Consider the following 22,587-nt stretch of genomic DNA (forward strand, 5'->3'; position numbering starts at 1 on the left):
GGCAGATGCCTTGATGATCGCAAACTCTGTAGTACTCAAAGCCTTCTGGCGCGTTGGTTAGCTTGGTAGGACTCATCTCATTCATCCCGCTTCGGCTTGTGTTTCCTCTTCTGCCTCGGCACGAAGGAAACGCTGATGTTGAGGTGACTCAAGCCCAGCCATCTGAGGGTCAGGCCTTTCCAACGGTTTGTCCTCGACTTTGTGGTCTGGCTTGTCCAACTCCATCAACAGGGGTTGCATTACTCTTCTCCTCATTGTTCAGACCTCCTATGCAGATCTAGCGTTGTGGTCTTTTGGCCCTTCCGCGTTAGATAAATTTCTCATCCATACGAGATGCTTGATACCCCCATTCGGGGGTATTGGCGGATGTCAAACAGGAGTTGATTCAACAAGTCGGTTGTGTCGTTCGAAGCTCCGCTTGGTCCTCGAACAAAAAAACTGGACCTGAGACGACTAGTGCTTTCTCTTCGTGTCTGAAGTAATTCCTGGAGCCGTCACTCCTGGATTTTTCTCTGGAACTAACGTTCGATAATGTTGAGCGTTAGTTGTCCCCTCATCTCTATCTCACCAAGTTTTTTCCGAAGGTGAAGAAGGAGTCTTGATTTTGAGCGGTAACCATCTTCAGAGCAGATAAAGCCCGTCACCCATTCGCCAATCGAGTACTAATGCTTAGTACGTGCAGGTACTAATAAACCTAGGCTTGGCCCAGGTCTTTTCAGCGCCTCGTTTTGAAGCTGACCTGATCTGTTGGGGGCCGCCGCCAAGCTCGCCCCCTCCCAACCATCAGGCCTTCGAAGGCTTGTTGCTTAAAGCTGCGGACATGGCAGTGGCCAACAGCATGCAGCCGGCGACAGCGAGAAAACCCATGGGTGTGCATTAACTTCAAGAATCATTCCCGTTCACCTGCCCCCCTGCCTGTCGCCGTTGCGACAGAACCACGAGGGCGCTCAGCTAGAGGGACAAGCAATAGGCTGTCCATGAAAGGCTTCCCGATTTCTCATCCCCCAGGCATGATTAATCTGTGAGAAAACACCTCATGGGTTGGAAACAAGGTCGCATCCCTGAGATTGTCTCAAGAGTTCTACCTTTGGCGGAGGTATTTTTTTGACTGCCCAATTGGGATGAGAGCGAAATGCCTTTTGTAGAGCATCAGTTATCAGCAGCTATTGCGCCCTGTGTCACCCCTGCCATTATCATTAAATGCATAAATTAGGTGAAGCTTGAAGAGTAGAACATCACTCTAATGGATGTAGCTGGGAGGGTTTCGGACGAATGGTGTCGGGAAATGTTTTTTCAGGAAGTAGACAAAGTTTTGATGCACATCAATGCTCAAGTTTTTAAAAACAGGCAAGAGTTCAACGCTATGTCTGCATAAGTCGGCAGTTTGTAAAGGACTGACATTCACCCCGTCGCAAGACGGGTTTTTAATTGCTTGTGCAGATGAATCTGTCTATCGACTCACCAGTGCTTGGAAGACCAGAGCAGCTAAGAGCGACCAAAGCACTGTGCTTGCGAAGCGGTGCTCCAAGGCAAACCGACGGGACGTGCTCCTCATCAGTAGGTCCCGCGGAAAACCGTTGCGATGACTGAAGCAAGCGAGCACGTAAACAACGCAAGCAGTGCGAACTCCATGAAGGTTGTGTTGTGGCCTGCTTCTGTAATGCCTCGGGTTGAAGCAGAGCTGTCGTAGCGGTCGGCACAAGAGAGCACCGATAAGCGCTTTCACCAGTAGCGGCGAAGGAACCCTGTCTTTTTCTTGGGGTCTGAACCCATTCTTCGTTTTGTCGTGATGGCGACGACCAGTCGCTGAACCCCAAGTCATTATTCGAACGCTTCTTCGGTGAAGGGGCGATGCGTCAAATGAGGGGGTACTTAGGGAACGCCCCCCATTTTTTTTGGCAGGTCGTAAACGATGCCCACGGCAGTGCTGACTGATTGAAGAAAGTGGTGTCGCTTGGACGCCAGCACCTTCAACGCATTCGTCCCCTTTTTGATGGGCGGCATTCCCTGACACCTTTTTTGCCTGTGGGCGACTAAAACGTGGCCGGTGTCCGCGACCGGTTCCGACGGTTCTCCCACTTCCTTTCACGAGTCATCTGGAAGAAAGTGGATTGGTCGTCAAACGAGGGACATGGGCCTCTGGAGGTGAGATCACCAGAGGTCTTTTTGTGTTCTCATCTGCCCTGGGTGGGGAATCTCCCGAAGAGGGCTACAGCACAGCCAATCAGGTGGTGGTTCAGCCCGATGTGCTCAGTTTGTTGTACGAAATGATGGCTATGCAGCGATGTCCTGATCGGTATAGCCCAGAAAATTAATTACTTTTCTTTCCTTCTTCTCTTGCAAAGCCTCTTTGGCAAGAGTCAGCAGCTGATTCTCTCTTGCTTTGATGGCTGTTCTCCACCTTTTGGATTTGGGATTGGTCACACGGAAGGGCCCTGAGAGAGGAGAAGTCCTGCGAGGCACGAGTCTTTTCAAGTCGCATGACCATACTGGTTACAAGTAAAAACCTCCCAGATGCGTGATAGTTGTTGATGCAGGTTCATGTAGATACCGTTTATGTGTATCAAACTGAACTCGCAGTTCGGTTGTGTTAAATCAAGAAATAGCTTCAAAAGTGAAAATATTCGCCGATACCCTTTGCAGGGCACCGCATGAAAACAGGGTTAACTGCAAAGACCTGGGGGTAGGTGTTGACCTTTCCTGAACTCAACGCTTGGGGGGCGTGGGCGCATCAAGTTGAGGAGTGATGCGATGTGCAGTTGTAACGAGGTACGGCTAGAGCCACAACTGGTTAGTCGCAGCAACTCAGATAGATTCCAGAACTGAGCTACGCACGCCAGAAACTTCGAGCTCCGCTCGCGTTGCGGCTGGCCTCATCCTTGGGCTCGGTTGCTTCGCTGCGGTGCTGACCGGTGGGTCTTTGTTGGTCAGTCCATCGGCGAGGCGTTGAGCACGCTCCATATGATCACTTCAGTGGAGGTTTACCCTCTTCGCTGAATGGTTTGAGCAGATCAGGCTTTATCGATAGCCTTATAATCCGCTTTGTGGTGGGCCTCAACTGAGGTCGCTTCAGCCTGCTTGCTGCGAGGGCAATGACCAGTGTTGCCGCCGCTAATAACAGCAACCACAGTCATTATACCCACTGTCACGGAGCCACCTACAAATGCGACGTTTGGACCTTTTATGCGAGGTGTGTGCCGATAGTTGAAAGAACCTAGTGATGGATTCAGGCCTTTGGTGCGATGTGGGTGGCAAGGTAATTATTCATCCACGTGATGACGTCTATTGATCCTTGTTTTCTTTGTATCTCGGCAGGTCAGTCGGCTGAGCCAGCACGTAAACGACGGCAGCAGATATGACCACGGTGACCACGATGAGAGCGGTGATGGCTGCTGAATAGTCGGTCATTGAGGTCTCTCCAAAGAGAAAGGTTAGGGCTGACGCTTCGCTTTCTGCGTCAATTGTATGTAAGCCACTGGCTCGGTAAGAGGCTTTGAGCCTCATAGACAAGCGACGTTCAGCTGCTTGGAAGGGCCTGGCTGTGAATCGTTGTCATTGTGTTGTTTAGATCGCCCACATCCCGAAGACCTTCGGCACTGAACCAGGGTGCGTTCTCCCAGCTGAAGCCTTCGCCATAGGTGTTGTCTGGTGCAGTGACGTACCAGTGACAATCCACGTCCGGCGCATCAAGAGAGCACCGGGACCAATCTGGCTCCCACTGAGGCACCTGGACCCACATCACAGCTGCAAACACCAGGGAGAACAAGGCTTTCAGCATGGTCCTGGGGCTGCTTACGGAAACTTTACACGAATTAGTCTCAGGATTAGACCCGCGTAGCGATGTGAGCGGCAGGGTGAGCGTTGCTCTAGTTGATGACGCCGGTTCGACGTCAGTCACCTGAAACAGGATTGAAACCATTGATCGTAGTGACGATCACAATCTGAAGGCTCAAGCGAGAACGGTCATCGGTTGTAAGTGACTCGATCCGATCCGTTGAGTGGGGAAACAACCGGAGTGCCGTGCTGTGCGTTCAAGGGCACACCGGTGGCGGAATCGCATCCCCTCATCGCTCGACGCGATGTAAGTCCGTCTTGTGCATCCAAACGTGATGGATATTTCTGACGCAAGAACAACCTTGGAGCGTGACGCCTTCAATCTCCCCGTCACCAACTGAAGACGTGATCCCGAAGCTGGCTTGTAGATCGAGGGCAAGACGCCGCTGCCTCATCAGGCTGCGTGTCCTCTGCCTTCAAAAATGATGTACTGCGTTGAGAGAAGCAATGGTGCAGAACAATGGGTTCAAGAGCAGTGCTTCAAGACTGAATTCAAGGCGTTCGTTAATGCACGCGCCAAATCGCTTGCTTTTACGAACGTGTATCGCGTCGTTTATCGAAGTTCTGGGCTCTCAGGCGAAGTGGTGAGAGTCTCGAACGGAAAGGCACTTTTGAATTCCGATGATCGGCTGGTTGGTTGAGTCGTTCAGCTGAGGGTGGATAGGCATGGGAAGGTCCAAAGGTCAGCATGACCTTGTTCGATCCATCCGCTCAGATCAGGAATCCTGCGATTGTTCCTCCTGGGGAATGGAACTGGAGTTGAGACTCGATTGGTCGGCCCCTTGGCTCATCTCTTCCGCTATTGCCAATCGCTCTACCAGACTGAGGGTGTCGTTGGGAGACAGCTCGCCGTCATCGCCCCACTTGAGACTGGAAAGGTCAAGTGGGCACATATGGAAGCGAGTTACTGCTTGAACGCTATGAGAACCGAGATGCCTGCTGAGGCAATGCCCCCCGAAGATTCACGGAAGAAATCCTGAATTGAGTAACCACTCGATACTCATTGGTTGGTCACGGATACATCGACGCACGATTCTGCTTCATGGCGGCAAGCAATCGGGAAGGGTGGCTTCTCCTCTGCCACGTTCCTCACACCACAAGCTGCTCCAAGAAAGAAAACCCTGGAGTAATGGCTCCAGGGCTTCCCTCATTCACCTGAAAGAGACAGTTTCAAAGCTCTCTCGGATTCGAGGAGGAAAACCCCAAGATTATGGAGGACCTCGGGACATTCACTGGTCGATCGCCGACAGACTGCATCCTCTGCAGTGTCTGATCAATCAACTCCCGTGCATAACCTTCTTGATACCCCCATTTGGGGTGTGGTCGCAACGGTCATCGCAGCCAGGGCGCTTGCGTCACCTCCAGGGTGTATTCACCTGTGCGTGTGAAGCGCAGCGGGATGGAGTTGATGCGGATGTAGGCCTCGCCCTGATCAGCAGCCAGAAAGATGAACTCATGCTCAGCGCTGTTCACCATCACGTTGTCGCCGCGCTGCATGAAGTCACAGCGGAAGGTCTCAACGGTGGTTTTGGAGCCGTTGTAGCTGAGCAGTCGGCATGTTGAGGCAACGATCTCCGCTCCTGCGGGAGTTGCTGCGGAGATAGCGAGGCTTGCTGCAGCGAGGCTGGTTCGCATGCAATTCATCTGAGCACTCCGCTGTGCGTTGCGTTCGATTCATGAACGCATTTTGCTTGCTCAATCCTTCCCAGGCCGGCCTTGTTGGTCGACTCGCAAGATTCTCTTAAGAATTTCGAGGCGCGTCTGAAACCGATCTGCGCGATAGTTAAATCACGCGAAAGGGCCGAGAGACCACGACGCGAGATCTTAATAAGAGGAAACTCCAATGAGCAGGAGAGGTATTCATCCCCTTTTGATGGGGTTGGACAAGCCAGGCACCAAATTGGATCAGTCGTCGAAGCCAGTCGATCTTTCTGGGAATGAATCCGCTCAACGCAAGCGCTTCATCCGATCCGAGGAAGAAGAGACAGGCAACCAGCAGGCTGCCTGATCATCCGCCAAACAAGTGATCCGACATCGGGTTGGATCATTCATCTTTGTGGCCATTGCCCGTTCTTCCTTTCTGAAGAGCGGTTTTTTTGTGTAAAGGAATGGGTTAAGTACCTATTGATTTTGAAGGGGAGAGGAGTAGAGATAAGTCAGAGACAAGGAGAGAGATGGTTACGATCTGTTCAGGTTTTTTCGATCTATGCATTCCCCTTAATGCATTTGACAAGACGCAGCCAGAGCAGGCTGATGAACCCAAGCAAGCGATGAAATCTCAGCACGATCTGTACTGGGAGGAACGTTGCGACAAGTCCCCCACTGCGCCTGGATGCAAGATCTACGACGACTGAGCACGGCATGTCTCAGCTCGCGCCATCAAGGCAACGCAATCGATTCTCTTTGGTTCAAACAAACAATCCTGGCTGACCTGCCCGCGTTTATTGTTTACATACAGTGATCTCCCTGTGTCTTGATAATGGGGAAATACGAATCTACTGCGGAATTTTTGCAAATCATGATCTTGATGGCTTTTCAACACCAATTGATCAATCAATGGTGAGATTTAATGAAAGACAAAATTGTCGTTCTCGACACGAATGTGCTCCTCCACGACCCTGAGGCACCGCATCGCTTTGGTGATCTGAGGGTTGTGATCCCCATGCAAGTGGTTGAAGAAATCGATCGCTTCAAGAAAGATCACTCTGAAAAAGGCAGGAATGCTCGTCGGATTTCAAGGCTCCTGGATTCCTATCGCGCTCGCGGAAGCCTTGCCGAGGGTGTTCAGATTGAGGGCACAAATCACGGAAAGTTGCAGGTGATTTTCTGTCAGGCCCAAGCCCTTCAAGACTTACCGGCAGAGCTTCAGGGAGGCGGCGGCGATAACAACATCCTTGCGGTGGCCCTCGAGCAGATGCGATGCAGTGGGCTCAAACAGGCACCTGAGGTTGTGCTGATTAGCAAAGACATCAACCTGAGAATCAAGGCTGATGCGGTGGGCCTGCAGGCCGAGGACTATGTCAACGACAACGTCTCGATCGACGATCTCTACTCAGGGTTCCGTGAGCTCAGCACCGATGCGGAGACGATCAAGACCCTGCATGACGAGGACCAGCTGTCTCTGGAGGCTCTCACCGATCCCGATGGGCAGCATCTCCAGGCCAATGAAGGCGTTGTGCTCGTGGATCAGCGCAACGACAGCCACACCCTGCTGGCCCGGCATCAAGGCAACAGCAACAGCATCAAACCGCTGCACTGGCTGCATCGCGCCCACTTAGGCCGCATCAAATCGAGAAACCGCGAGCAAAGTTTTGCGCTGGATCTGCTGCTCGATCCTTCCGTCGCTCTGGTAACTCTGGTGGGCAAGGCCGGCACAGGCAAAACATTGCTGGCCATTGCCGCGGGTTTGCACCAGGTGGCCGACACCCATCAATACGCACGCCTGTTGGTGACGCGCCCACCGATCTCTCTGGGCAAAGACATTGGCTACTTGCCGGGCACGCTTGAGGAGAAACTCGGTCCCTGGATGAAGCCGATCATTGACAACATTGATTTCATTACCGGTTCGTCCCCTGGCGAGGACGCTGAGCAAACAAAGAAACAGCGGCACCGCGAACCACGCAACGCCTGGGCCGACCTGCAGGGCATGGGCTTGTTGGAGGTTGAGGCGATTAATACCATCCGCGGCCGATCGATTCCCCATCAGTTCCTGGTGGTGGATGAGGCGCAGAACCTGACCCCCCTGGAAGTGAAGACGATCGTGACGCGGGTTGGTGAAGGAACCAAGGTTGTTTTCACCGGTGACCCGTACCAAATCGACAATCCCTATGTGGATGCCGAAAGCAACGGGCTCACCTGGCTGGTGGAAAAGCTCAAAGGCCAGCCCCTGGTGGGACACATGACCCTCACCAAGGGTGAGCGCAGTGAACTAGCTGAACTGGCGGCCAACATCCTCTGACGCAGGAAGACACAGCCGAAAAGCGGACACCAATCAAGGTTGAATAGATGACTCAATTTTCAGAAACCTCAACCCCTGAGCAAGCCAATCTGGATGCGATTATTAGTTCTCCAACTTACAGAATTGCCCATGAAGATCACGACTTGCTGAACAGCAATGACATGCGTGGTGTGCGCATGCTGCTTGAAATCACGAAGCCGGATCTGCATCTTGAAGCAGCGGGGATCGAATCGACGATCATCGTTTTTGGTGGCGCCAGGATCGTCGACAAGGACACTGCTTCAGCGAAGCTGGCGCAAGCCGAGCAACGCCTGAGTGAAAATCCCGATTCTTCAAGTTTGAAACGAGCGCTGAAGCACGCGCAACATTTGGTGGATCTGTCTCATTTTTATGATGCAGCCAGGGAATTCGCTTGTCTGGCGTCCCAGCACGGCCAGTGCAACAGGGAACAACCTCACGATTGCTCATCTCACGTGATCGTGACTGGTGGAGGACCAGGAATCATGGAAGCCGCCAACCGAGGTGCCTTTGAGGCCGGCTGCCGTTCCATCGGGCTGAATATCACGCTTCCGTTTGAACAACATCCCAATCCCTTCATCACCCCCGACCTTTGCTTCAAGTTCAACTATTTCTCACTGCGTAAATTCCATTTTTTGATGCGCTCCATTGGAGCCATCCTTTTCCCGGGCGGTTTTGGCACGCTCGATGAACTGTTTGAGCTGCTCACCCTGCGGCAAGTCGGCACCAAAGGCAGCATGCCCATTGTTCTGTTCGGAACAGATTTCTGGAGGAGGCTGGTGAACTTTGATTACCTCGCTGATATGGGCTTGATTTCAGATGAAAACCTTGATCTGATTCATTTCTCGGACTCAGCGGAAGAGGCATGGGACTTCATCCGCAGCCGAACGCGGGCCGAGCCTGAGGCGAGCTGAACAGGCAAGCTACCCGATCAAGATGAGGGCTCATTGTGCAGGCGCAGTTTCTTGAGCTGATCTTCAATTTGAAAGCGCAGCTGCCTGAGGTTTTCAACATTGATCTGGTGTTCGCCGGAACTCCAGTGCTGCGGGTTGGCGACACGAATCTCCAGTTCGCGCAGGCGGGAGCGATCAGATTGCATAGGGAACTCCACAGCCGGATCAAGTCTGTTGCCGCTGCTCCTGCCTAAACATGAGTTTTTTTACTGGGTAAGGGAAAAGTACTGATTTTCTGCTGAACAAAGGCTCAGATGGAACCCGATTCGAGTAAGTGGTCCATTAAGGCTGCATAGAGCTGAGTCTTCATGTTCAACAGGCATGCCTGTTCGTTGGCGTCACCGCCGGGCCAGTTGTCGTGAGCTTCTGCCACGACTCGGTGCAGAAGACGCAGAACATCTCTCTCCAACGTAATGGTGGTGATCATTTGGTTGCCTTCCATTGGCGCTAAGAGCGAAAGGAGCTGATTTCAGAGGCCCTGTGACTGCTGGCGCACGATCCAGGCTGACGCGGCTTGCTGTTGTTTCCATGCCACCAACAGCTCTTTGGCAATGCTGCGTAGGGCTGCAAGGTCATCTGAGTTGTCGATCTCGCGTGAGAATTTCTCGACTTCAAATTTCTGGCCCAGAGTCAACGCGATCGGTTCCATTGGCTTGTGGCTTGGTGAGCGGAACGTACCCGAGAACTTTTGCCGCTGCAAATCAAAAACGTAGTACTTGCAACCGATTTGAGGAAAGAATGCTCATCTCAATGCATTGCTGTCATTACAGAACATTTCTGAATGCCGCTGATCACTCGGATTGCAAAGGCTTATGGCCTTAGAAAGCATGTATATGCCTGGAGCTGATGCATTTCTCCTGGGAAAAACATCTGGAATTGTCCAGAAATGTAGCTGTTGCATCAGACAAAAATCAGGGCATAGCACTCGCCCTGATGGGTGTTGCTCTCACCATGATGGCCACAGATCTTCTGGCCCATGAGTTGAAGGCTTCAGCCTTGCCGTCCTCCAGGGCTTGATTCAGAGAAAGTCCATCTCATCTTGGTTTGATCACTCGGATCGCCAGGTCTTGTGGCCTCTAGAAGCATCCATCGGCTTGGAGCTGATGCATGCTTCTGGGATGAACATCTGAAATTGACCAGAGATGTAGTTGTCGTCTCGACAACAATCAGGGGATGTCAATTGTGCTGAGGGTGTTGCTCTCACCATGCTGGCGGCGGATCTTCTGGCCCATGCATTGAAGGCCTCAGTCTTGCTGTCCTACAGGACTTGATTCAGAGGAAGTCCATCTCATCTTCATTGTTGTCGTCTTCCCTGGATTGAATCCATAGGGCTGACAGCGGAAAAATGAAGCAGCTGGCCACAAGGAACTCCATGGACTTTCGAATTTGATGAATGAATAATCAGGTGATTTCCAGCGACAAGTTGTATCAACCGCTGTCGTTTTTTTTGAATTTGGTTGTCGATCGATCCGTTTACTCGTGTTGAGTATTTGTGCTTAATCAGCCCAGGTTGATCAAGGTGACACCTGCCACAAACAGCAGAACAGACAGCAAAAGCAAGCCGCTGTTCATCGATTGCTGGCTCGATTGATCGATTTCATTCCCAGACGTGCAGCCCGGCGCCCAAGCCCCACTACTGCCTGGGCGGTGCTTTTGATCACGTCCTTGGCAGTAGTGCGGACCCGGCGGGGACTGCGTTGCATGGCATCGGGCCATGATCCCTCCGGCCAGCGCGGCACGCGGCGGCCAACGCGGTCACCGAGTTGAATCAGGGATCGACGCAGCCGGCTGACCACAGCTTTGAAGCAACTGCATCAATGTGCTGGCCCCACATCAATGCTGTTGTGCCAAATGACACGAAGGTGGCTTGGTGCCTTGGTCATTGCTCTGCATCCCTCAGTTGAGGGATACAACCACCCACACGGCTCCCTCAACTGAGGGATGCGAAATTCATTGGCGTGTCGCTGAATAAGGAAGCCCGCCGCTGGTTTGCATGTCTCCTCATTTATGACCTAATTCTTCAGCGCAAGGGCGAGCTACAAGCCGAAACGGTGCAGGTGGCCGATGCTGCCCAGGCCTGGCGGCTGGGGCGTGAGCGCTATCCCCACTCCATCCGCGGCGTTGTGCGTCGGGATGGCTCTAGATCGATCTCGTGATGGTTCTGCAGCTGAGCCATCCAAACGCCGCTAGAAGAAAAGCATCCGTAAGTTCTCGGGATGGAGCTGCGGCTCGAATCGCGCGCGTTGTATGCAGCCATTTAGGCAACGGCTAAGTTTTTCAAGATACAGCGGGTGGTGGCCTGCTGAGGTGATCGCCTCACCCTCGCTTCCCTCTGTCTGACCGAGCCATCCGCCGCGCCGTGTTGGGTGCCGCCACCACTGAAGAGGAGGGCTTTGAGCTGGTGCTGCGCCTCAAGCCGAGCCTGTTGATCTGCACGTCGGATCTGGAGACCGGCTACGGCATGAACCTGCTGCGTCGGGTGAAGGCGGAGCTGCCACCTGTCAGCTGCTGATCGTGTTGGTGCGTGAAAGCAAGGCCGTGGTGCAGGAGGCGATGCAGGCCTATGCCGATGCGGTGATCTTCAAATCAAGCCTCGGCACCGGCAAGCGTGATTTCGTTCAAGCCCTCCATACCCTTTCTGAAGGCGGCGTGTATCTCCCCGAGGAAATACGCCAGCTCGGTGCAGCCCAGGCACCGAACCCGAATCTGCCGCCCTTGATTGAAGAGCTCACCGAGCGGGAGCTGGAGGTGGTGGCAGACGTGGCCCGAGGCCTCACCAACCAGGGCATCGGCAGCAGCCTCGGCATCTCGGTGGAAACAGTGAAGACCCATGTGGTGAACGCCAAAGACAAGTTGGGTGCCGCTGATCGCACCCAATTGGCGGTGATGGCGTTGCTCTACGGCCTGATCGATCCCCTCGGCTGATTCCTGGGGGGCTGTTCGGTGATCGCCTGTTCGGTGATCACGGTCGTGATCTCTCTTCGGTTGCCAACGCTCGATCCATAGAGCCTCGGCGTCGCTTATTTGTGATGTCCGAAGAAATCACCAACCAGCAGTCCTGTGGCGGCAAGAAGCGGGCGATGCTCGCCTATGGCCTGGTTCAGATCTCTGCCACCGTGGTGTCGGCTGTGTCGTTGGCGGCCATTGCCGTAGGCCTGTGCGCCGTGAAGCAGGAGAGCCGCCTGTTCAACGGCTGCGTTGAAACTGTTGTGGCTGAGGGCCTCTCTCAAGCTGAAGCCGTTCGCTACTGCAATGGCGGCTGAGCTTAATGACCAACTCTTCCCAAGGGTTGTGGCCAACACCCTTGGGAAGAGCCTGTGTTCTGGCCGAGAACAGGCCTTTGTTTTGGCCTGAAGCAATCAACGCCTATTGCTGCTGCAACGCAGCTTTTAACTATTACTAAGTTCATCTCCATTGATGAAGCGATCGCCATATCTTTGACCTGATTTCACTGTTTTCTCGGATGCCAGCCCTGAAGTACAAGCGGGATTTCACCCACGAACAGCGGGTGTCATTCGCATTTGCGAACTCCGTGGATGCAGCCAAAAGTGCCAGCTCCAACAAGGGCAAGGCGGCATCTACACCTGCTGAGTACAAGCAAAACCAGTGCGCCGCTATGGGCATTGGTATGGGCCCCCGGATCCATGAGGAGTGCCCCTTCTCGGCGATCAACCACTCCTATGCCTCAACGGGCAGCCAGGCTCTGGAAGCTGCCATCACCGCCGGGTACAAGCAGGTGTTTGGCAACATCGGTATCTCCGACAACCAGCGTCTCGTCTCACTTGAGGCCTTCCTCTGTGACGGCCGCATCAACGTGCAGGGCTTCATGGCAGGCCTGGTGAAATCTGAGCTTTACAAGCAGAAGTTTTTCCACGCTGTGTCTCCCATGCGTGGCATCGAGCTCACCACCAAGCACCTGCTGGGTCGCCCTCCTATCAATCAGAAGGAAGTGAGTGCTGGCATTCAGCTGATCTCTGCAGAGGGTTTTGACGCTTTCGTTGACAGCCTCGTTCGCTCGGAGGAGTACCTCGAAACCTTCGGAACCGACACGGTTCCCTATCTGCGTGGCTTCAAGTCGGAAGCACGGGCTTCCTGCTCCACCTTTGTTGGCATGGCCGAAATCACTCCGGCCAATGCCAGCTCTGAAAACGCCATGTACACCGGCCCTTCCCTGGTGAAACGTTTCAGCATGGATCTCAATTCCTTCGCTGCTGCTGCTGTTTATTCAGACGACAGCGATCGTGGTGGCTTCTCTTACACGAACGCCGTCAGCAACCCCCGCAACGCTGCCTACCGCCGCATGTATGGCGGCAAGTTCAACTACGGCCGCTTCTGATTCATTGCTGCTTGGAGCGATGAGTTGAACAGTAAGGGCAGGAGGGGCAACCCTCCTGCTTTTTTATGAGAGCCCCCACGTTTTGGCACGGTATTTGGTGAGTAATTATGCTTATTGCAAATGATTCTCGGTTTTGTAAAGTCTCGTCGCTTTGATTTAGTCGATGCATTACTTCGGGCTATTGGTGCATGAAAGCGGTCAAGTGACACCTCTCTTTGGTGCTGAAGTCCTCGAAGTTGCTGTCTCCAAATTCTTTGAAAGCTGTCTGAGAGTGGGATACAAGCCGATTGATGTTCACTTGCGGCTGATTAAATCGGCGTCGCCAAAATTTCCAGCCGAGATCTGTCTGGATAAAAATCTGCTGGTGTCGGCTTATAACCTTCAGGTGGAAAACTATCAATAGCGTGTTCGTTGCCTTGGCTGCGTCCTGGCGACGGCAATGACATCTTGGGGTTGACCCCCGCTCGATGCTTTGTGGCCATTCCCGCCGACGCCAACCTCAAGCGGGCCCTCGAGCAGCTCAACGAGAACGAGGCGGCCGTGGCCGAGGCGATCAATGAAGCCCGCGCCGAGCACGCCCGCTGTGAACCGCCCCTCACCGGGCCCGCCCTGCTGGAACGCATCGATCAGCTGGCCAGTCAGCGCTCCCTCGACAGCCAGGACGCCGCGATTCTCTGCCACTGGCCCGATGCTGCCTCCATCGGCCAAGCCTGGTTCGAGCTCAAGCACCCCGGCAAGAGCGTGCCCAGCCCGATGCTGGTGCTTGATGCCTATCTCGTTGGCGCCCCGCCGTTCCTGAGCAAAGCCCAGCGGGATCTGGTGGGTGACTGGTACCGCAACAAGGTGAGTGCCAATTCCGATTACACCGATGCCGTCACCGGGGCGGCTAAAGCCTTCGTGCTGATCGGCGATCTCAATGCCAGTGCCGCCGGCATGGCCTGGCAGACGATCATTCCCGACCTGCTTGAGCAGGGCCATGATCTGGAGTTCAACGTCACCAAGGAACAGGTGACGGCGGCGGCGGCCCGTTGGATTGTTGCGGTGGGCGACACCTTCACGCCACCATCGCTGGATTGACGCGAGCGATCGATGGGTCTGCAGCTGGTTTCCGCCGATTACCTTCACGACGACGGCTTCACCTACCGGATCCGCCGCGACACCCTCGACCAGGACTTCACGATTGAGGAGAAGCGTGATGGTGCTTGGGTGGATTGCGGTCTGGATCAGGCGGTGAAGGATGTGAACTTTGCGGAGTTCAAGCGCCTCGGCCTGTTGATTAAGAAGGTGATGGACGCCGATCAGTGGCTCTCTTGAGCGGCATCGATCCACGGCCGCCGGCCCCGCACGCCAGGATGTAACGAATTCGTTACAAACCCCATGACCGTCGGAGAAATCTTCCTGGAAAGCCTCTCCACTGGGGTGATCACCGAGCATGAGGTGAGCTGGTTGGCCTCTCACCAGACCAACTTCGACCGGCCCGAAGAAGCAGCCGCCATCCGCCTAGGGCGCCTGATGGATCAAGGTGAGATCAATCTGGGTTGCCGCCTGCCGGAGCCGATGCTGCGCCACCAGGAAGTCCTGGTGGACTGGATCGAACCCCTGGGCCGCCGCCGTCACCGCGCTGCAGCCTGAACTAGCAGGCCGTCTTTAGGAGTGGGGCTGGGGATCAGCTGCAGCGTCAGGTCTTGATCCGGCTGCAGCTGCAGTTCCACCGCCTCCAGCAGTCCCACTGCCATCAAGCGGATCTCCAGTTCCGCCAGGGCCTTGCCCAGGCAGACCCGTTCGCCGCCGCCGAAGGGCAGCAGCGTTTGGTTGAACGATCCATCCAGGTGGCGTTGCGGCCTGAACGTCACCAGATCGTCGTCATCGTTGTTGTACGTCGGGCTCAGCACCACCTGAATCACGCTGCCTTCGGGAACGGCCACATCCGCCAGGTTGATCGGCGCGAGGTTGCGCCTGAAGAATCCCCCCACCGGCGGCGTGAGCCGCATCACCTCCAGCACCGTCGCGTCCAAGCGTGGTGATGCCGGATCGTCCGCCAAGCCCTCGCGCAACCAGCTCTCGACCTCCGGGTTGAGTAGCAGGGCCCGGAACAAGCAGCTCAAGGACGAGGCGGTGGTCTCGTAGCCGGCAAACAGCAACAGCAGCAGCTGTTCGGCCAGGTCGTCATCGTCCAGGGGGATGCCGGCTTCATCCAAGCCGCCGCTCAGCAGATCCAGGCCTCCTTGGTTGCCCCCCGCTTGAAGCACTCTTTTGATGCGGTTCAGCAGCCGTTGGCGTGCCGCCATCGCCTTGGCGAAGGGGGTGCCCGGAATCGCCAGCGGAATCGAGAACAGCGCCCGGGTCCAGATCTCGAAATCGGCGAACAGGGCGTCACGGCTGACGCCATCCAACCCCAGCACCGTGGTGGCGATCACCGCAAAGGCGAAACGCCGCATCCGCGCCGCCAGAGGCAGCGGTGTGTTTGTGCTGATTAACTCCTGGCAGAGCTCGTCCACCAACTGCTGAATGGACGGGGTGTAGCGCGCCAGCGCTGCGCTGGAAAACAGCTGCCCCACCACGCGCCGCCGAGCCTTGTGGCCGGGGCCTGTTCGGTTGGCCAGCGATTGGCTGCCTAGCAATTGCCGCACACTCTCAGGCCACCAGCCCTCGAGTGAGTCGCTTTGCCCCAGTAGATCGCCGATGGCCCGTTCGCCGCGGATGAACACCATCCGCTGGGCCAGCAGCTTGGTTTCGAACACATCGCCGTGGGACTGGAAGCGCCGTTGGGCGAAATCCGCCTGGGTGAAGAAGGCCAGGGTTTCTCCCAGTCCGCTCACGGCGCCCGTGCTGGGGAGGGGGGTGGTGGCCATCGCAGCTTGGTGTGAGCTGCCGTTCTAAGGCTGACAGTGCTGCAGGCGCTGGCTATCTCAAGTGGTGTGCCGCCCGTTCTCTGTGGAAGTCAAGTCCCTGGTTGTGGTGCTGGTTGCTCATCTAATCAGCGCAGGCCTCTCGAAAACCGTTGCCGCCCAGAAGGCGCGCAACAGCAACCGCTGGGCTATTGCGGGTTTTCTCTTTGGTCCGTTGGGTCTGATTGCTGCCGTGGGCATGCCGGATCGTCATCAGATCGTTTACCTCCGCTACCTGGCCGAGCAGCAGGGCTACCAACCCCGCCATGCCTGTGGTGGCCAGAAGAGCGAGACCGACGCCTGAGCGTTCGCCGGAACCAGTTCAGCGGCAGCGCTGAAAGCGAACAATGCTGCGGGTCAGGCCTTTGTCGGGCCAGTTGGGCATCACCCGCCAGGGGGTGTGCACCGTGAGCAGGTCGCCGTCGATCGCGAAAAAGCGGGTTTGTTCCGTGCCCACCCATTCCGGGTTCCATGCCACATCCACATGGGTGATCCAGCGGTCACCTTCGAGCCGGTAGATACCGGTGTAGGCGATCATGCTGCTGAGAAGGGCAGATCGCTCGTCGGCGTTGTTGCCTGGTTGGCGATCCTCCGCTGAGAGCATGAAGGAGAGACGACCCTCGGCCGTGAAGATCACATAGCCCGTGGGGTTCTCGCCCATCGGCGCGAAGGTTTCGCCGTTGGATTGTTCTTCAACCTCGTAGCTCAACAGTTGCCACGCGCCATAAACGGTGGGAGTGGTGATGGCTTGGGCGGGCTGAACTGAACTGACTCTCACAACTGAACCTGTTCCTCTGCGGCAACCTATCGATCGTGATCTGGCTTTAACAGCATGAAGCGAGGCATTCCTAGGCAATTGATGCCATTGAATGCCGATCCAGTAGCAACAACAACGAAAGTGATCAGCACACGCTCCAGGTGTCGATGGCGCTCCGACGCAGAACCCGGGGATGGCTGAGGGGTTCTGGCTTGAAATGCACCACCGGCTTTTGGGTTGTGCTCACCGACCATCCGCGGGTCATCTCAACTCATTATTTGGGGGCCAACTGTTAGATGCTGAGGGCTGTGTCAAACCATCCACACATGCTGATTTTTTGTTTTCACAGCAAATCAACTGAATTCAGTCTTTTTTCCCCTTGTGACCAGCACAATATTTGTTCTAATAGAGAAGTCACGACCACAAAGGCCCATGCTTACCGGAGCTGAATTGCTCAACCGCGTCAAAGAACTTGGCGATTGCGCCAAGACAGATTTGGCCAGAGGTTGTGGTTACGTCGTCCAGAAGAAAGACGGCTCTGAACAGGTGAAATTCACCGCGTTCTACGAGGCTTTGCTTGAGGCCAAGGGCCTCTCGTTCTCCACTGGTGGATCCGGTGTGGGCAAAGGAGGTCGCAAGCTTTCTTACAAAGCTGTAGTTCAGGGCAATGGCAATCTCTTGATCGGCAAGGCTTACACCGCCCTGTTAGAACTGCAGCCCGGTGATGAATATGAGATCAAGCTCGGACGCAAGCAGATCCGCCTGATTCCCGTTGGCGGCTCCGAAGAAGAGGATTGATCACCCGTTCAGCAGAAACATCGCATTCCCCGTGGTTCCTTTAGGTTCCACGGGGAATTTTTTTGGCTTCGATGCCCTATCAACCCACCAAAGAGCATCTGGACCATCACATTCCAGACGCGTTTAAGAGCATCAACGGCCTGATGCGTCAGCTGAAGCAGGACATCGGCATGGATGACCGTTACATCGCCCTGATGCTTGATGCTCTGTCTCGGGAGTATTCCGCTAAGCAGCCGAGCCGCGATGGTTTCGGCTTTCGCTGAACGTCAAGCGGCTGGGTGAGCAACCCGATGCCACCAAGTTGTTGCTATCAACCTGTGGAATGGTGTCTTCTTCCAACAATGAAACGACTCCTGCTCGTCCACAACCTGGTGCACGGTCAGAGCGTTGTGCATGAACTGGACGACAAAGATTTCGCCGTTGAGTTGGTGGAGGGTGATCCGGAGGAGACAGATGAGCAGGGCGAGATGGATGTTGACAGTCGCTTTTTCATCCGCGTCGACAACGAATGACCTCCTGTTCGCAGCTCAGCACAGAGACGATTGGTAGGGCTGAATCAGCGCTATCGCGGAGGAATCCGTTGGTGGATGTTTATGGCAACGCGTTACGTGCTTCGGACGGGGGAGATCATCCACTCCAACCGCAACCCTGACGAGCTCGACGTCTACTGCTACCGAACGGGCGCCAATGACTACACCTGTCTGTTGCTTTCCGATCAATCCGAAGCTGATTTTCTGCTCCGCTACGGATCAGACGAGTTGAATTTGGCCTATTGACGCCGCTCAGATCGTGGCCTGAATGGGTGGGCATCAAGGCAACTCCATGGACGACGTCAGGCTGCAACAGTTGCTTCAGGAGGCAGAAGAGCACCTCCGTGCCCGAAGCTGCCGCCAGCGCTATGAGCGCGCCGTTGTTCGCCTGCCCGATAGCCGCCGGGGGATTTGGTTTGGTGATGACAAGCGTGCGGCCTAGGTCGCGCCGTTGACGAGAACGGCTGGCTCCAGAGGGGCGTGCAGCAACTCAAAGACAGAATCGATGCGCTCAGCCTCCACTTGCGAAATCGAGAGCATCAAGGCCAGCACGTCGAGCCGTCGCCGCTCCTCGGCGGAATAGGGCCCATCGGAGCGCATCAGTTCTGAGGCCATGGCGTAGGCCGTGAGCGCTTGATCGGCCGTGAGCACCTTGGCGGCCTCGAGCATCAGCGCCTTGGTCCCACGCTCAAGCCGCATGGCAAGCACCGCATCCATCAGCAGCACCACCTCGTTCTCACTCATTCGGCAGTAGGGCTCGCGATAGCCGAGGGCATGCCGGAACGCCCTGGCCTCAGCTCGGCTGAGGGTGTCGTCCCATGACACCGCGGTAAGGCCAACGGCTGCAAAAGCAGTGACGACATTCATTGGGAATGGCGCAATCGTTGCCCAACAGTTGATGAATGGCCTGGGTCGCCGTTGTTAAAAGCGCAACAGCCCGTTGCAGATGAGTTGTTTGACCTAGTCGCCTTTGGAGTTATTCCGGCAGTCGCTCCACGGCCACATGCATAAACCGCTTCACCATGGAGATTGGCCAGCCTTCCCGCTGCAGGCTTTCAGCGATTTGATCGATCTGAATACTGATCTCTTCGGCAACCAGCTCTTCAAGCAGGTGGTTTGAATGTTGCGTGGTGGTCATGGGTCGACAGCACTGCACCGGGCCTAACCCACCCAGGCTGTGTTTTGCCACATTGATTTCGTCGCCTTCGGTTGCAGGCTTGCGGCGTTGTTGCCAGCTTGAGGGGATGAAACAGGCTTCCCTGCTCCGGCGCATCGGCACTTACCTGCTCGGTTTGGTGGATGAGTACTGGGCCATGCGTCGTCCCTGGCAGTACGGCGCCAAGCAACCCCAATGCGGGCTGCAGTGTGATGGCGACCATTGCGAGCGCGTCGACTGAGTGAGTCCAGCGCAAAATGCGCGTTTACACCGGTTGCCGTTGCTCCATGTCCCCACAACAGTGAGGTCAGCTCTGGAGATGAGATGGAGTTCAAAAGCCGCATTTTTGCCACTTCGCGCGGGTCCACCATCGACGCCATCGGCGAAGGCAAATATCTGGTCTGCAATCAGGCCTATTGCTTCATGGTGCATGGCCTCCGCCAGGCCCATGAGGCCGTGCAACGTCAGGAAAAGCCCGGGCTCTGAGCCATGGCGGAGTTCCGGATTCACTGCAAGCACTGCGGCTACGAGGGGCAGGCCAACTCCCGTTGGATCCCCTTTGTGCAGGTGGAGAAGCGGGGGCAGGATTGCCCCCATTGCGGCCGCCCCACCCTGCTTGAGCCCTGGTGCACGCTGCGGGCTGAGGCGTCAATGCCCGACTACTAGCCCGGCTATTAGGCCGTCTACTGAAAGGTCTGCCAGCTGCTGGTGAGCCACTGGGGAGCCACGCTCCACCAGATGGCGGTTGCCACAAAAATCGCGGTGAGGCCGATCAGGCTGGTGATCAGCTCCTCCTGCCGGTTATCGGAGCGAAGTTTCTTGGCTTTGCCCACGGTTCCTCTTGGATGCTTCCCTCGGTGTAGGGCCTCTGTTCACCATTGGCCATCGGTCAAAACACCCGGCCGCAGCTCTGGCGATGATGGGCTCAGCGTCAAGGCCCGATGAGCACCGCCACGTTTGCTGAGTTCGCCGAACGGGCCGACTATTCCCTGTTGGAAGCCCTCACGCCTGATCCCGAGGCGACAGCCGATGGGGAGGACCACCGTCCGCGCCAGGTTCTCTCCGGTCACTACGTGCCGGTGACGCCCACCCCACTCCCTGAGCCCAAATACCTGGCGCACAGCCGCAGCTTGTTCAGCGAGCTGGGCCTCAGCGACGACCTGGCCCAGGATGATCAGTTCCGCCGAATGTTCTCCGGTGATCTCGGTGTGGCCACGGGTCCGATGCGGCCCTGGGGCTGGGCCACGGGCTATGCCCTCTCGATCTACGGCACCGAATACACCCAGCAGTGCCCCTTTGGAAATGGCAACGGCTACGGCGATGGCCGCGCCATGTCGGTGTTTGAGGGTTTGTTTGAAGGGCGCCGCTGGGAGATGCAGCTCAAAGGCGGTGGTCCAACGCCCTACTGCCGTGGTGCCGATGGCCGTGCGGTGCTCCGCTCCAGCGTTCGTGAATTTTTGGCCCAGGAGTTCATGCATGCCCTTGGTGTGCCCACCTCCCGTTCGTTGACGCTCTACGTCTCCCATGCAGAGACGGTGCGTCGCCCCTGGTATTCCGAGAACTCACGCTCGATGGACCCGGACGTGATGGTCGACAACCCGGCGGCCATCAGCACGCGGGTGGCGCCATCGTTTCTGCGGGTGGGTCAGCTTGAGTTGTTCGCCCGCCGTGCCCGCAGTGAGGCCCATCCCCGGGCGCACCAAGAGCTGCACGTGATCGTGGCGCACTTGATCGAACGCAATTACCGCCAGGAGATCGATCCCGGCCTGCCCTTCAGCGACCAGGTTGTGCTGTTGGCGCGCTTGTTCCGTGATCGCCTCACGGCCCTAGTGGCCAACTGGATCCGGGTTGGCTACTGCCAGGGCAATTTCAACAGCGACAACTGCGCCGCTGGCGGCTTCACCCTCGACTACGGCCCGTTTGGGTTCTGCGAGCTGTTCGATCTGCGCTTTCAGCCCTGGACGGGTGGCGGCGCCCACTTCTGCTTCTTCAACCAGCCGGTGGCCGCGGAGGCCAACTACCGCATGTTCTGGAAATCACTGCGAACACTCATGGAGGGCCAGGCGGAGGCCCAGGCCCAACTGGACCAGTTGCTGGAGGACTTCCCTGCGGCCATGCAGGAGGCCATGCAACGGATGTGGAGCAGCAAACTCGGCGTGTCCAGTGCCGACGACGCCCTGGTGCGCGAGCTGTTGCAGCTCTTGGTGGATTCCAGCGCTGATTATTCGATGTTGTTCCGCCGCTTGTCGGATCTGCCCGAGCAGATTGATCCGCTGTGGGACTGTTTCTATCTGCCCCTTTCAGCGTCCCTCGAATCCCAGTGGCAGGACTGGTTGCGGCGCTGGCGCGCCCAGTGGCCCAGTGGCGTTGATCCGGCCCAGATCTCCGCTGGTATGCGGCGGGTCAATCCGGCAATCACCTGGCGTGAGTGGTTGATCGCTCCGGCCTACCAGCAGGCAGCCGAAGGCGACACCTCTTTGATGGCTGAACTGCAGCAGTTGTTCAGCACGCCCTACGACACTCCTGCCCCTGAATTGGCGGCCCGCTACGACCGCTTGAAACCGCGGGAGTACTTCAGCGCTGGTGGCGTGTCCTACTACAGCTGTTCGTCTTGACAGCAGACGACGTTCTGGAGTTCTGGTTTCAGCAGTGCCGTCCCTGGCAGTGGTTTCGCCGCAGCAGCAGCTTCGATGCGCTGGTGCGCGATCGTTTTGCTGCTCTTGTGGAGAGGGCACTGGCCGGCGAGCTTGAGGCCTGGGCTGATACGCCATCGGGCGGCCTCGCCCTTGTGTTGCTTTTGGATCAATTCAGCCGTCAGATCTGGCGCGGTGAGGCAAAGGCCTTCGCCGGCGACCAGCAGGCCAAGGCCCTCAGCCAGAAGGCCTTGCAACAGGGTTGGATTCAACAGGAAAAGGAGCGAGCCAAACGTCAGTTCTGGCTGATGCCTCTCTTGCACAGCGAAGAGCACGAGGTGTTGGTCCAGGCCATCCCTCTGCTGGAGCAATTCGCCGACGTCGCCACCGCTGATGTCGCCCGCCGCCATCTCATCCAGCTGCAGAGCTTTGGTCGTTATCTTCATCGCGATGCTGCTCTTGGAAGGTTGAGCTCACCGGAGGAAGCATTGTTTGTGCAGCAAGCACAACGTTGATGGTTGATTAATCTCTCTGCTGATGTTGATTTTTTGGAATATTTTGGAATGGTTGTTGCAGTCGTGAGTTGATAAATTCTTTTCGTTCGATCACAACTAAGAGTTGAAGCTTGGATTGAGGGCGTGTTGATCTAAGGCCAGAAATGAGATCACTGCTAGCTTCTTGAGGTCAGTCCCGCAGCGATTACGCATTTCTTGCGTTCACGGGTGC

The 22,587-nt window shown here is 56.1% G+C and carries 37 protein-coding genes; 23 read left to right on the plus strand and 14 right to left on the minus strand.

The genetic code is table 11. The annotated features are described in order from the left end of the window. Nucleotides 1–2,274: 2,274 nt before the first annotated feature. The 5 genes from FZZ85_RS01785 to FZZ85_RS01800 all read right to left on the minus strand — a co-directional run bounded on the left by FZZ85_RS01785 (nt 2,275) and on the right by FZZ85_RS01800 (nt 5,469). Nucleotides 2,275–2,424 carry a hypothetical protein gene (locus tag FZZ85_RS01785; RefSeq protein WP_226411621.1) on the minus strand — a complete coding sequence of 50 codons (150 nt, stop codon included), beginning with the start codon at nt 2,422–2,424 and terminating at the stop codon, nt 2,275–2,277. Nucleotides 2,425–3,282: 858 nt separating this feature from the next. After that, entirely contained in the window at nt 3,283–3,408 is a 126-nt protein-coding gene (locus FZZ85_RS12000; RefSeq protein WP_255615898.1) for a hypothetical protein, read from the minus strand. A gap of 109 nt (nt 3,409–3,517) precedes the next feature. Further along, on the minus strand, nt 3,518–3,778 hold the full coding sequence (locus FZZ85_RS01790; protein WP_226411623.1) for a hypothetical protein: 261 nt from the start codon (nt 3,776–3,778) through the stop codon (nt 3,518–3,520). 772 nt (nt 3,779–4,550) lie between these two features. Then, a complete protein-coding gene (locus FZZ85_RS01795; RefSeq protein ID WP_226411625.1) occupies nt 4,551–4,727 on the minus strand; it encodes a hypothetical protein in 177 nt (58 codons plus the stop codon). 439 nt (nt 4,728–5,166) lie between these two features. Then, a complete protein-coding gene (locus FZZ85_RS01800; RefSeq protein ID WP_226411627.1) occupies nt 5,167–5,469 on the minus strand; it encodes a hypothetical protein in 303 nt (100 codons plus the stop codon). Nucleotides 5,470–6,403: 934 nt separating this feature from the next. Here FZZ85_RS01800 and FZZ85_RS01805 point away from each other — a divergent pair. Next, nucleotides 6,404–7,792, plus strand: a complete 1,389-nt coding sequence (locus FZZ85_RS01805) for a PhoH family protein (RefSeq protein WP_226411629.1) — start codon at nt 6,404–6,406, stop codon at nt 7,790–7,792. Nucleotides 7,793–7,839: 47 nt separating this feature from the next. Continuing rightward, a complete protein-coding gene (locus tag FZZ85_RS01810; protein ID WP_226411631.1) occupies nt 7,840–8,724 on the plus strand; it encodes an LOG family protein in 885 nt (294 codons plus the stop codon). A 17-nt stretch (nt 8,725–8,741) separates the two neighbouring features. On the opposite strand, the gene FZZ85_RS01815 is transcribed toward FZZ85_RS01810, so the two are convergent. From FZZ85_RS01815 to FZZ85_RS01820, 3 genes are all read right to left on the minus strand, one after another. After that, nucleotides 8,742–8,909, minus strand: coding sequence for a hypothetical protein (locus FZZ85_RS01815; RefSeq protein ID WP_226411633.1), 168 nt, complete (start codon nt 8,907–8,909; stop codon nt 8,742–8,744). Between the two features lie 104 nt (nt 8,910–9,013). Then, nucleotides 9,014–9,136: a hypothetical protein gene (locus tag FZZ85_RS12005; RefSeq protein WP_255615901.1), complete on the minus strand. Its 123-nt coding sequence runs from the start codon at nt 9,134–9,136 to the stop codon at nt 9,014–9,016. Between the two features lie 96 nt (nt 9,137–9,232). Further along, nucleotides 9,233–9,412 carry a hypothetical protein gene (locus FZZ85_RS01820; RefSeq protein WP_025362229.1) on the minus strand — a complete coding sequence of 60 codons (180 nt, stop codon included), beginning with the start codon at nt 9,410–9,412 and terminating at the stop codon, nt 9,233–9,235. Between the two features lie 197 nt (nt 9,413–9,609). Here FZZ85_RS01820 and FZZ85_RS01825 point away from each other — a divergent pair, with 197 nt between their 5' ends. After that, on the plus strand, nt 9,610–9,780 hold the full coding sequence (locus tag FZZ85_RS01825) for a hypothetical protein (protein WP_226411635.1): 171 nt from the start codon (nt 9,610–9,612) through the stop codon (nt 9,778–9,780). Nucleotides 9,781–10,331: 551 nt separating this feature from the next. On the opposite strand, the gene FZZ85_RS01830 is transcribed toward FZZ85_RS01825, so the two are convergent. Then, nucleotides 10,332–10,559, minus strand: coding sequence for a hypothetical protein (locus FZZ85_RS01830; RefSeq protein WP_226411637.1), 228 nt, complete (start codon nt 10,557–10,559; stop codon nt 10,332–10,334). Nucleotides 10,560–10,721: 162 nt separating this feature from the next. On the opposite strand from FZZ85_RS01830, the gene FZZ85_RS01835 reads away from it, so the two are divergent. The 9 genes from FZZ85_RS01835 (at nt 10,722) to FZZ85_RS01875 (ending at nt 14,731) form a co-directional block, all read left to right on the plus strand. After that, nucleotides 10,722–10,919, plus strand: coding sequence for a hypothetical protein (locus tag FZZ85_RS01835; protein ID WP_226411639.1), 198 nt, complete (start codon nt 10,722–10,724; stop codon nt 10,917–10,919). Nucleotides 10,920–11,125: 206 nt separating this feature from the next. Further along, nucleotides 11,126–11,275 (plus strand): hypothetical protein, encoded by a 150-nt coding sequence (locus FZZ85_RS01840; protein ID WP_226411641.1) that lies wholly within the window; start codon nt 11,126–11,128, stop codon nt 11,273–11,275. A gap of 8 nt (nt 11,276–11,283) precedes the next feature. Next, nucleotides 11,284–11,688, plus strand: a complete 405-nt coding sequence (locus FZZ85_RS01845; RefSeq protein WP_226411643.1) for a response regulator transcription factor — start codon at nt 11,284–11,286, stop codon at nt 11,686–11,688. A 104-nt stretch (nt 11,689–11,792) separates the two neighbouring features. Next, a complete protein-coding gene (locus FZZ85_RS01850; RefSeq protein WP_226411645.1) occupies nt 11,793–12,026 on the plus strand; it encodes a hypothetical protein in 234 nt (77 codons plus the stop codon). A gap of 200 nt (nt 12,027–12,226) precedes the next feature. After that, nucleotides 12,227–13,099: a phycobilisome rod-core linker polypeptide gene (locus tag FZZ85_RS01855; RefSeq protein WP_226411647.1), complete on the plus strand. Its 873-nt coding sequence runs from the start codon at nt 12,227–12,229 to the stop codon at nt 13,097–13,099. A 163-nt stretch (nt 13,100–13,262) separates the two neighbouring features. Continuing rightward, complete coding sequence (locus tag FZZ85_RS01860; protein WP_226399493.1) at nt 13,263–13,502, plus strand: hypothetical protein; 240 nt, start codon at nt 13,263–13,265, stop codon at nt 13,500–13,502. Nucleotides 13,503–13,573: 71 nt separating this feature from the next. Then, nucleotides 13,574–14,176 (plus strand): hypothetical protein, encoded by a 603-nt coding sequence (locus FZZ85_RS01865; RefSeq protein ID WP_226411649.1) that lies wholly within the window; start codon nt 13,574–13,576, stop codon nt 14,174–14,176. 12 nt (nt 14,177–14,188) lie between these two features. Next, complete coding sequence (locus FZZ85_RS01870) at nt 14,189–14,413, plus strand: hypothetical protein (protein WP_226411651.1); 225 nt, start codon at nt 14,189–14,191, stop codon at nt 14,411–14,413. A 63-nt stretch (nt 14,414–14,476) separates the two neighbouring features. Beyond that, nucleotides 14,477–14,731 carry a hypothetical protein gene (locus FZZ85_RS01875; protein WP_226411653.1) on the plus strand — a complete coding sequence of 85 codons (255 nt, stop codon included), beginning with the start codon at nt 14,477–14,479 and terminating at the stop codon, nt 14,729–14,731. Here FZZ85_RS01875 and FZZ85_RS01880 read toward each other — a convergent pair. Then, complete coding sequence (locus tag FZZ85_RS01880; RefSeq protein WP_226411655.1) at nt 14,713–15,951, minus strand: cytochrome P450; 1,239 nt, start codon at nt 15,949–15,951, stop codon at nt 14,713–14,715. The genes FZZ85_RS01875 and FZZ85_RS01880 overlap by 19 nt on opposite strands. 64 nt (nt 15,952–16,015) lie before the next feature. Between FZZ85_RS01880 and FZZ85_RS01885 the strand changes: the two genes are divergently transcribed. Continuing rightward, on the plus strand, nt 16,016–16,291 hold the full coding sequence (locus FZZ85_RS01885) for a hypothetical protein (RefSeq protein WP_226411657.1): 276 nt from the start codon (nt 16,016–16,018) through the stop codon (nt 16,289–16,291). An 18-nt stretch (nt 16,292–16,309) separates the two neighbouring features. Here FZZ85_RS01885 and FZZ85_RS01890 read toward each other — a convergent pair whose 3' ends face one another. Continuing rightward, complete coding sequence (locus FZZ85_RS01890; protein WP_226411659.1) at nt 16,310–16,765, minus strand: lipocalin-like domain-containing protein; 456 nt, start codon at nt 16,763–16,765, stop codon at nt 16,310–16,312. A gap of 411 nt (nt 16,766–17,176) precedes the next feature. On the opposite strand from FZZ85_RS01890, the gene FZZ85_RS01895 reads away from it, so the two are divergent. The 5 genes from FZZ85_RS01895 (at nt 17,177) to FZZ85_RS01915 (ending at nt 18,514) form a co-directional block, all read left to right on the plus strand. Continuing rightward, on the plus strand, nt 17,177–17,542 hold the full coding sequence (locus FZZ85_RS01895) for an AbrB family transcriptional regulator (RefSeq protein ID WP_226411664.1): 366 nt from the start codon (nt 17,177–17,179) through the stop codon (nt 17,540–17,542). A gap of 71 nt (nt 17,543–17,613) precedes the next feature. Next, a complete protein-coding gene (locus FZZ85_RS01900) occupies nt 17,614–17,805 on the plus strand; it encodes a hypothetical protein (protein WP_226399509.1) in 192 nt (63 codons plus the stop codon). Between the two features lie 78 nt (nt 17,806–17,883). Next, nucleotides 17,884–18,054, plus strand: coding sequence for a hypothetical protein (locus FZZ85_RS01905; RefSeq protein ID WP_226411666.1), 171 nt, complete (start codon nt 17,884–17,886; stop codon nt 18,052–18,054). A gap of 81 nt (nt 18,055–18,135) precedes the next feature. Beyond that, nucleotides 18,136–18,318, plus strand: a complete 183-nt coding sequence (locus FZZ85_RS01910) for a hypothetical protein (RefSeq protein WP_226411668.1) — start codon at nt 18,136–18,138, stop codon at nt 18,316–18,318. 46 nt (nt 18,319–18,364) lie between these two features. Further along, on the plus strand, nt 18,365–18,514 hold the full coding sequence (locus FZZ85_RS01915; RefSeq protein WP_170950621.1) for a hypothetical protein: 150 nt from the start codon (nt 18,365–18,367) through the stop codon (nt 18,512–18,514). Here the strand turns inward: FZZ85_RS01915 and FZZ85_RS01920 are convergent. Together FZZ85_RS01920 and FZZ85_RS01925 are read right to left on the minus strand one after the other, a co-directional pair. Beyond that, a complete protein-coding gene (locus FZZ85_RS01920; protein WP_226411670.1) occupies nt 18,511–18,939 on the minus strand; it encodes a tellurite resistance TerB family protein in 429 nt (142 codons plus the stop codon). The genes FZZ85_RS01915 and FZZ85_RS01920 overlap by 4 nt on opposite strands. 109 nt (nt 18,940–19,048) lie before the next feature. Beyond that, a complete protein-coding gene (locus FZZ85_RS01925; protein WP_226411672.1) occupies nt 19,049–19,210 on the minus strand; it encodes a hypothetical protein in 162 nt (53 codons plus the stop codon). A gap of 106 nt (nt 19,211–19,316) precedes the next feature. Between FZZ85_RS01925 and FZZ85_RS01930 the strand changes: the two genes are divergently transcribed. The 3 genes from FZZ85_RS01930 to FZZ85_RS01940 all read left to right on the plus strand — a co-directional run bounded on the left by FZZ85_RS01930 (nt 19,317) and on the right by FZZ85_RS01940 (nt 19,894). Next, complete coding sequence (locus FZZ85_RS01930; RefSeq protein WP_226399519.1) at nt 19,317–19,469, plus strand: hypothetical protein; 153 nt, start codon at nt 19,317–19,319, stop codon at nt 19,467–19,469. Nucleotides 19,470–19,552: 83 nt separating this feature from the next. After that, nucleotides 19,553–19,714: a hypothetical protein gene (locus FZZ85_RS01935; protein ID WP_226399520.1), complete on the plus strand. Its 162-nt coding sequence runs from the start codon at nt 19,553–19,555 to the stop codon at nt 19,712–19,714. A gap of 3 nt (nt 19,715–19,717) precedes the next feature. Then, complete coding sequence (locus tag FZZ85_RS01940) at nt 19,718–19,894, plus strand: hypothetical protein (RefSeq protein ID WP_226411674.1); 177 nt, start codon at nt 19,718–19,720, stop codon at nt 19,892–19,894. A gap of 17 nt (nt 19,895–19,911) precedes the next feature. Here FZZ85_RS01940 and FZZ85_RS01945 read toward each other — a convergent pair whose 3' ends face one another. Continuing rightward, nucleotides 19,912–20,061: a hypothetical protein gene (locus tag FZZ85_RS01945; protein ID WP_226411676.1), complete on the minus strand. Its 150-nt coding sequence runs from the start codon at nt 20,059–20,061 to the stop codon at nt 19,912–19,914. Between the two features lie 108 nt (nt 20,062–20,169). Here FZZ85_RS01945 and FZZ85_RS01950 point away from each other — a divergent pair, with 108 nt between their 5' ends. Continuing rightward, the gene (locus FZZ85_RS01950) at nt 20,170–21,843 is read left to right on the plus strand and encodes a protein adenylyltransferase SelO family protein (protein WP_226411678.1); all 1,674 of its coding nucleotides are present in this window, start codon (nt 20,170–20,172) and stop codon (nt 21,841–21,843) included. Continuing rightward, nucleotides 21,840–22,376 carry a DUF924 family protein gene (locus tag FZZ85_RS01955; RefSeq protein WP_226411680.1) on the plus strand — a complete coding sequence of 179 codons (537 nt, stop codon included), beginning with the start codon at nt 21,840–21,842 and terminating at the stop codon, nt 22,374–22,376. The genes FZZ85_RS01950 and FZZ85_RS01955 overlap by 4 nt, the downstream gene beginning before the upstream one ends. The last annotated feature ends 211 nt before the right edge of the window (nt 22,377–22,587 follow it).

Origin of the sequence: Synechococcus sp. MU1642, assembly GCF_020514115.1 — a bacterium.
In the GTDB taxonomy this organism is placed as follows: Bacteria; Cyanobacteriota; Cyanobacteriia; order PCC-6307; family Cyanobiaceae; genus Parasynechococcus.

What these genes read in the sequence shown, in the direction of transcription:
- FZZ85_RS01930 (WP_226399519.1), top strand. Translation starts at nt 19,317, where the DNA reads ATGAAACAGGCTTCCCTGCTCCGGCGCATCGGCACTTACCTGCTCGGT.
- FZZ85_RS01810 (WP_226411631.1), top strand. Translation starts at nt 7,840, where the DNA reads ATGACTCAATTTTCAGAAACCTCAACCCCTGAGCAAGCCAATCTGGAT.
- FZZ85_RS01875 (WP_226411653.1), top strand. Translation starts at nt 14,477, where the DNA reads ATGACCGTCGGAGAAATCTTCCTGGAAAGCCTCTCCACTGGGGTGATC.
- FZZ85_RS01850 (WP_226411645.1), top strand. Translation starts at nt 11,793, where the DNA reads ATGTCCGAAGAAATCACCAACCAGCAGTCCTGTGGCGGCAAGAAGCGG.
- FZZ85_RS01940 (WP_226411674.1), top strand. Translation starts at nt 19,718, where the DNA reads ATGGCGGAGTTCCGGATTCACTGCAAGCACTGCGGCTACGAGGGGCAG.
- FZZ85_RS01880 (WP_226411655.1), bottom strand. Translation starts at nt 15,951, where the DNA reads ATGGCCACCACCCCCCTCCCCAGCACGGGCGCCGTGAGCGGACTGGGA.
- FZZ85_RS01925 (WP_226411672.1), bottom strand. Translation starts at nt 19,210, where the DNA reads ATGACCACCACGCAACATTCAAACCACCTGCTTGAAGAGCTGGTTGCC.
- FZZ85_RS01825 (WP_226411635.1), top strand. Translation starts at nt 9,610, where the DNA reads ATGCATTTCTCCTGGGAAAAACATCTGGAATTGTCCAGAAATGTAGCT.
- FZZ85_RS01895 (WP_226411664.1), top strand. Translation starts at nt 17,177, where the DNA reads ATGCTTACCGGAGCTGAATTGCTCAACCGCGTCAAAGAACTTGGCGAT.
- FZZ85_RS01790 (WP_226411623.1), bottom strand. Translation starts at nt 3,778, where the DNA reads ATGCTGAAAGCCTTGTTCTCCCTGGTGTTTGCAGCTGTGATGTGGGTC.
- FZZ85_RS01920 (WP_226411670.1), bottom strand. Translation starts at nt 18,939, where the DNA reads ATGAATGTCGTCACTGCTTTTGCAGCCGTTGGCCTTACCGCGGTGTCA.
- FZZ85_RS01815 (WP_226411633.1), bottom strand. Translation starts at nt 8,909, where the DNA reads ATGCAATCTGATCGCTCCCGCCTGCGCGAACTGGAGATTCGTGTCGCC.
- FZZ85_RS01905 (WP_226411666.1), top strand. Translation starts at nt 17,884, where the DNA reads ATGAAACGACTCCTGCTCGTCCACAACCTGGTGCACGGTCAGAGCGTT.
- FZZ85_RS01950 (WP_226411678.1), top strand. Translation starts at nt 20,170, where the DNA reads ATGAGCACCGCCACGTTTGCTGAGTTCGCCGAACGGGCCGACTATTCC.
- FZZ85_RS01860 (WP_226399493.1), top strand. Translation starts at nt 13,263, where the DNA reads ATGCATTACTTCGGGCTATTGGTGCATGAAAGCGGTCAAGTGACACCT.
- FZZ85_RS01900 (WP_226399509.1), top strand. Translation starts at nt 17,614, where the DNA reads ATGCCCTATCAACCCACCAAAGAGCATCTGGACCATCACATTCCAGAC.
- FZZ85_RS01910 (WP_226411668.1), top strand. Translation starts at nt 18,136, where the DNA reads ATGGCAACGCGTTACGTGCTTCGGACGGGGGAGATCATCCACTCCAAC.
- FZZ85_RS01795 (WP_226411625.1), bottom strand. Translation starts at nt 4,727, where the DNA reads ATGTGCCCACTTGACCTTTCCAGTCTCAAGTGGGGCGATGACGGCGAG.
- FZZ85_RS01820 (WP_025362229.1), bottom strand. Translation starts at nt 9,412, where the DNA reads ATGGAACCGATCGCGTTGACTCTGGGCCAGAAATTTGAAGTCGAGAAA.
- FZZ85_RS01855 (WP_226411647.1), top strand. Translation starts at nt 12,227, where the DNA reads ATGCCAGCCCTGAAGTACAAGCGGGATTTCACCCACGAACAGCGGGTG.
- FZZ85_RS01800 (WP_226411627.1), bottom strand. Translation starts at nt 5,469, where the DNA reads ATGCGAACCAGCCTCGCTGCAGCAAGCCTCGCTATCTCCGCAGCAACT.
- FZZ85_RS01870 (WP_226411651.1), top strand. Translation starts at nt 14,189, where the DNA reads ATGGGTCTGCAGCTGGTTTCCGCCGATTACCTTCACGACGACGGCTTC.
- FZZ85_RS01915 (WP_170950621.1), top strand. Translation starts at nt 18,365, where the DNA reads ATGGACGACGTCAGGCTGCAACAGTTGCTTCAGGAGGCAGAAGAGCAC.
- FZZ85_RS01935 (WP_226399520.1), top strand. Translation starts at nt 19,553, where the DNA reads ATGGAGTTCAAAAGCCGCATTTTTGCCACTTCGCGCGGGTCCACCATC.
- FZZ85_RS01805 (WP_226411629.1), top strand. Translation starts at nt 6,404, where the DNA reads ATGAAAGACAAAATTGTCGTTCTCGACACGAATGTGCTCCTCCACGAC.
- FZZ85_RS12000 (WP_255615898.1), bottom strand. Translation starts at nt 3,408, where the DNA reads ATGACCGACTATTCAGCAGCCATCACCGCTCTCATCGTGGTCACCGTG.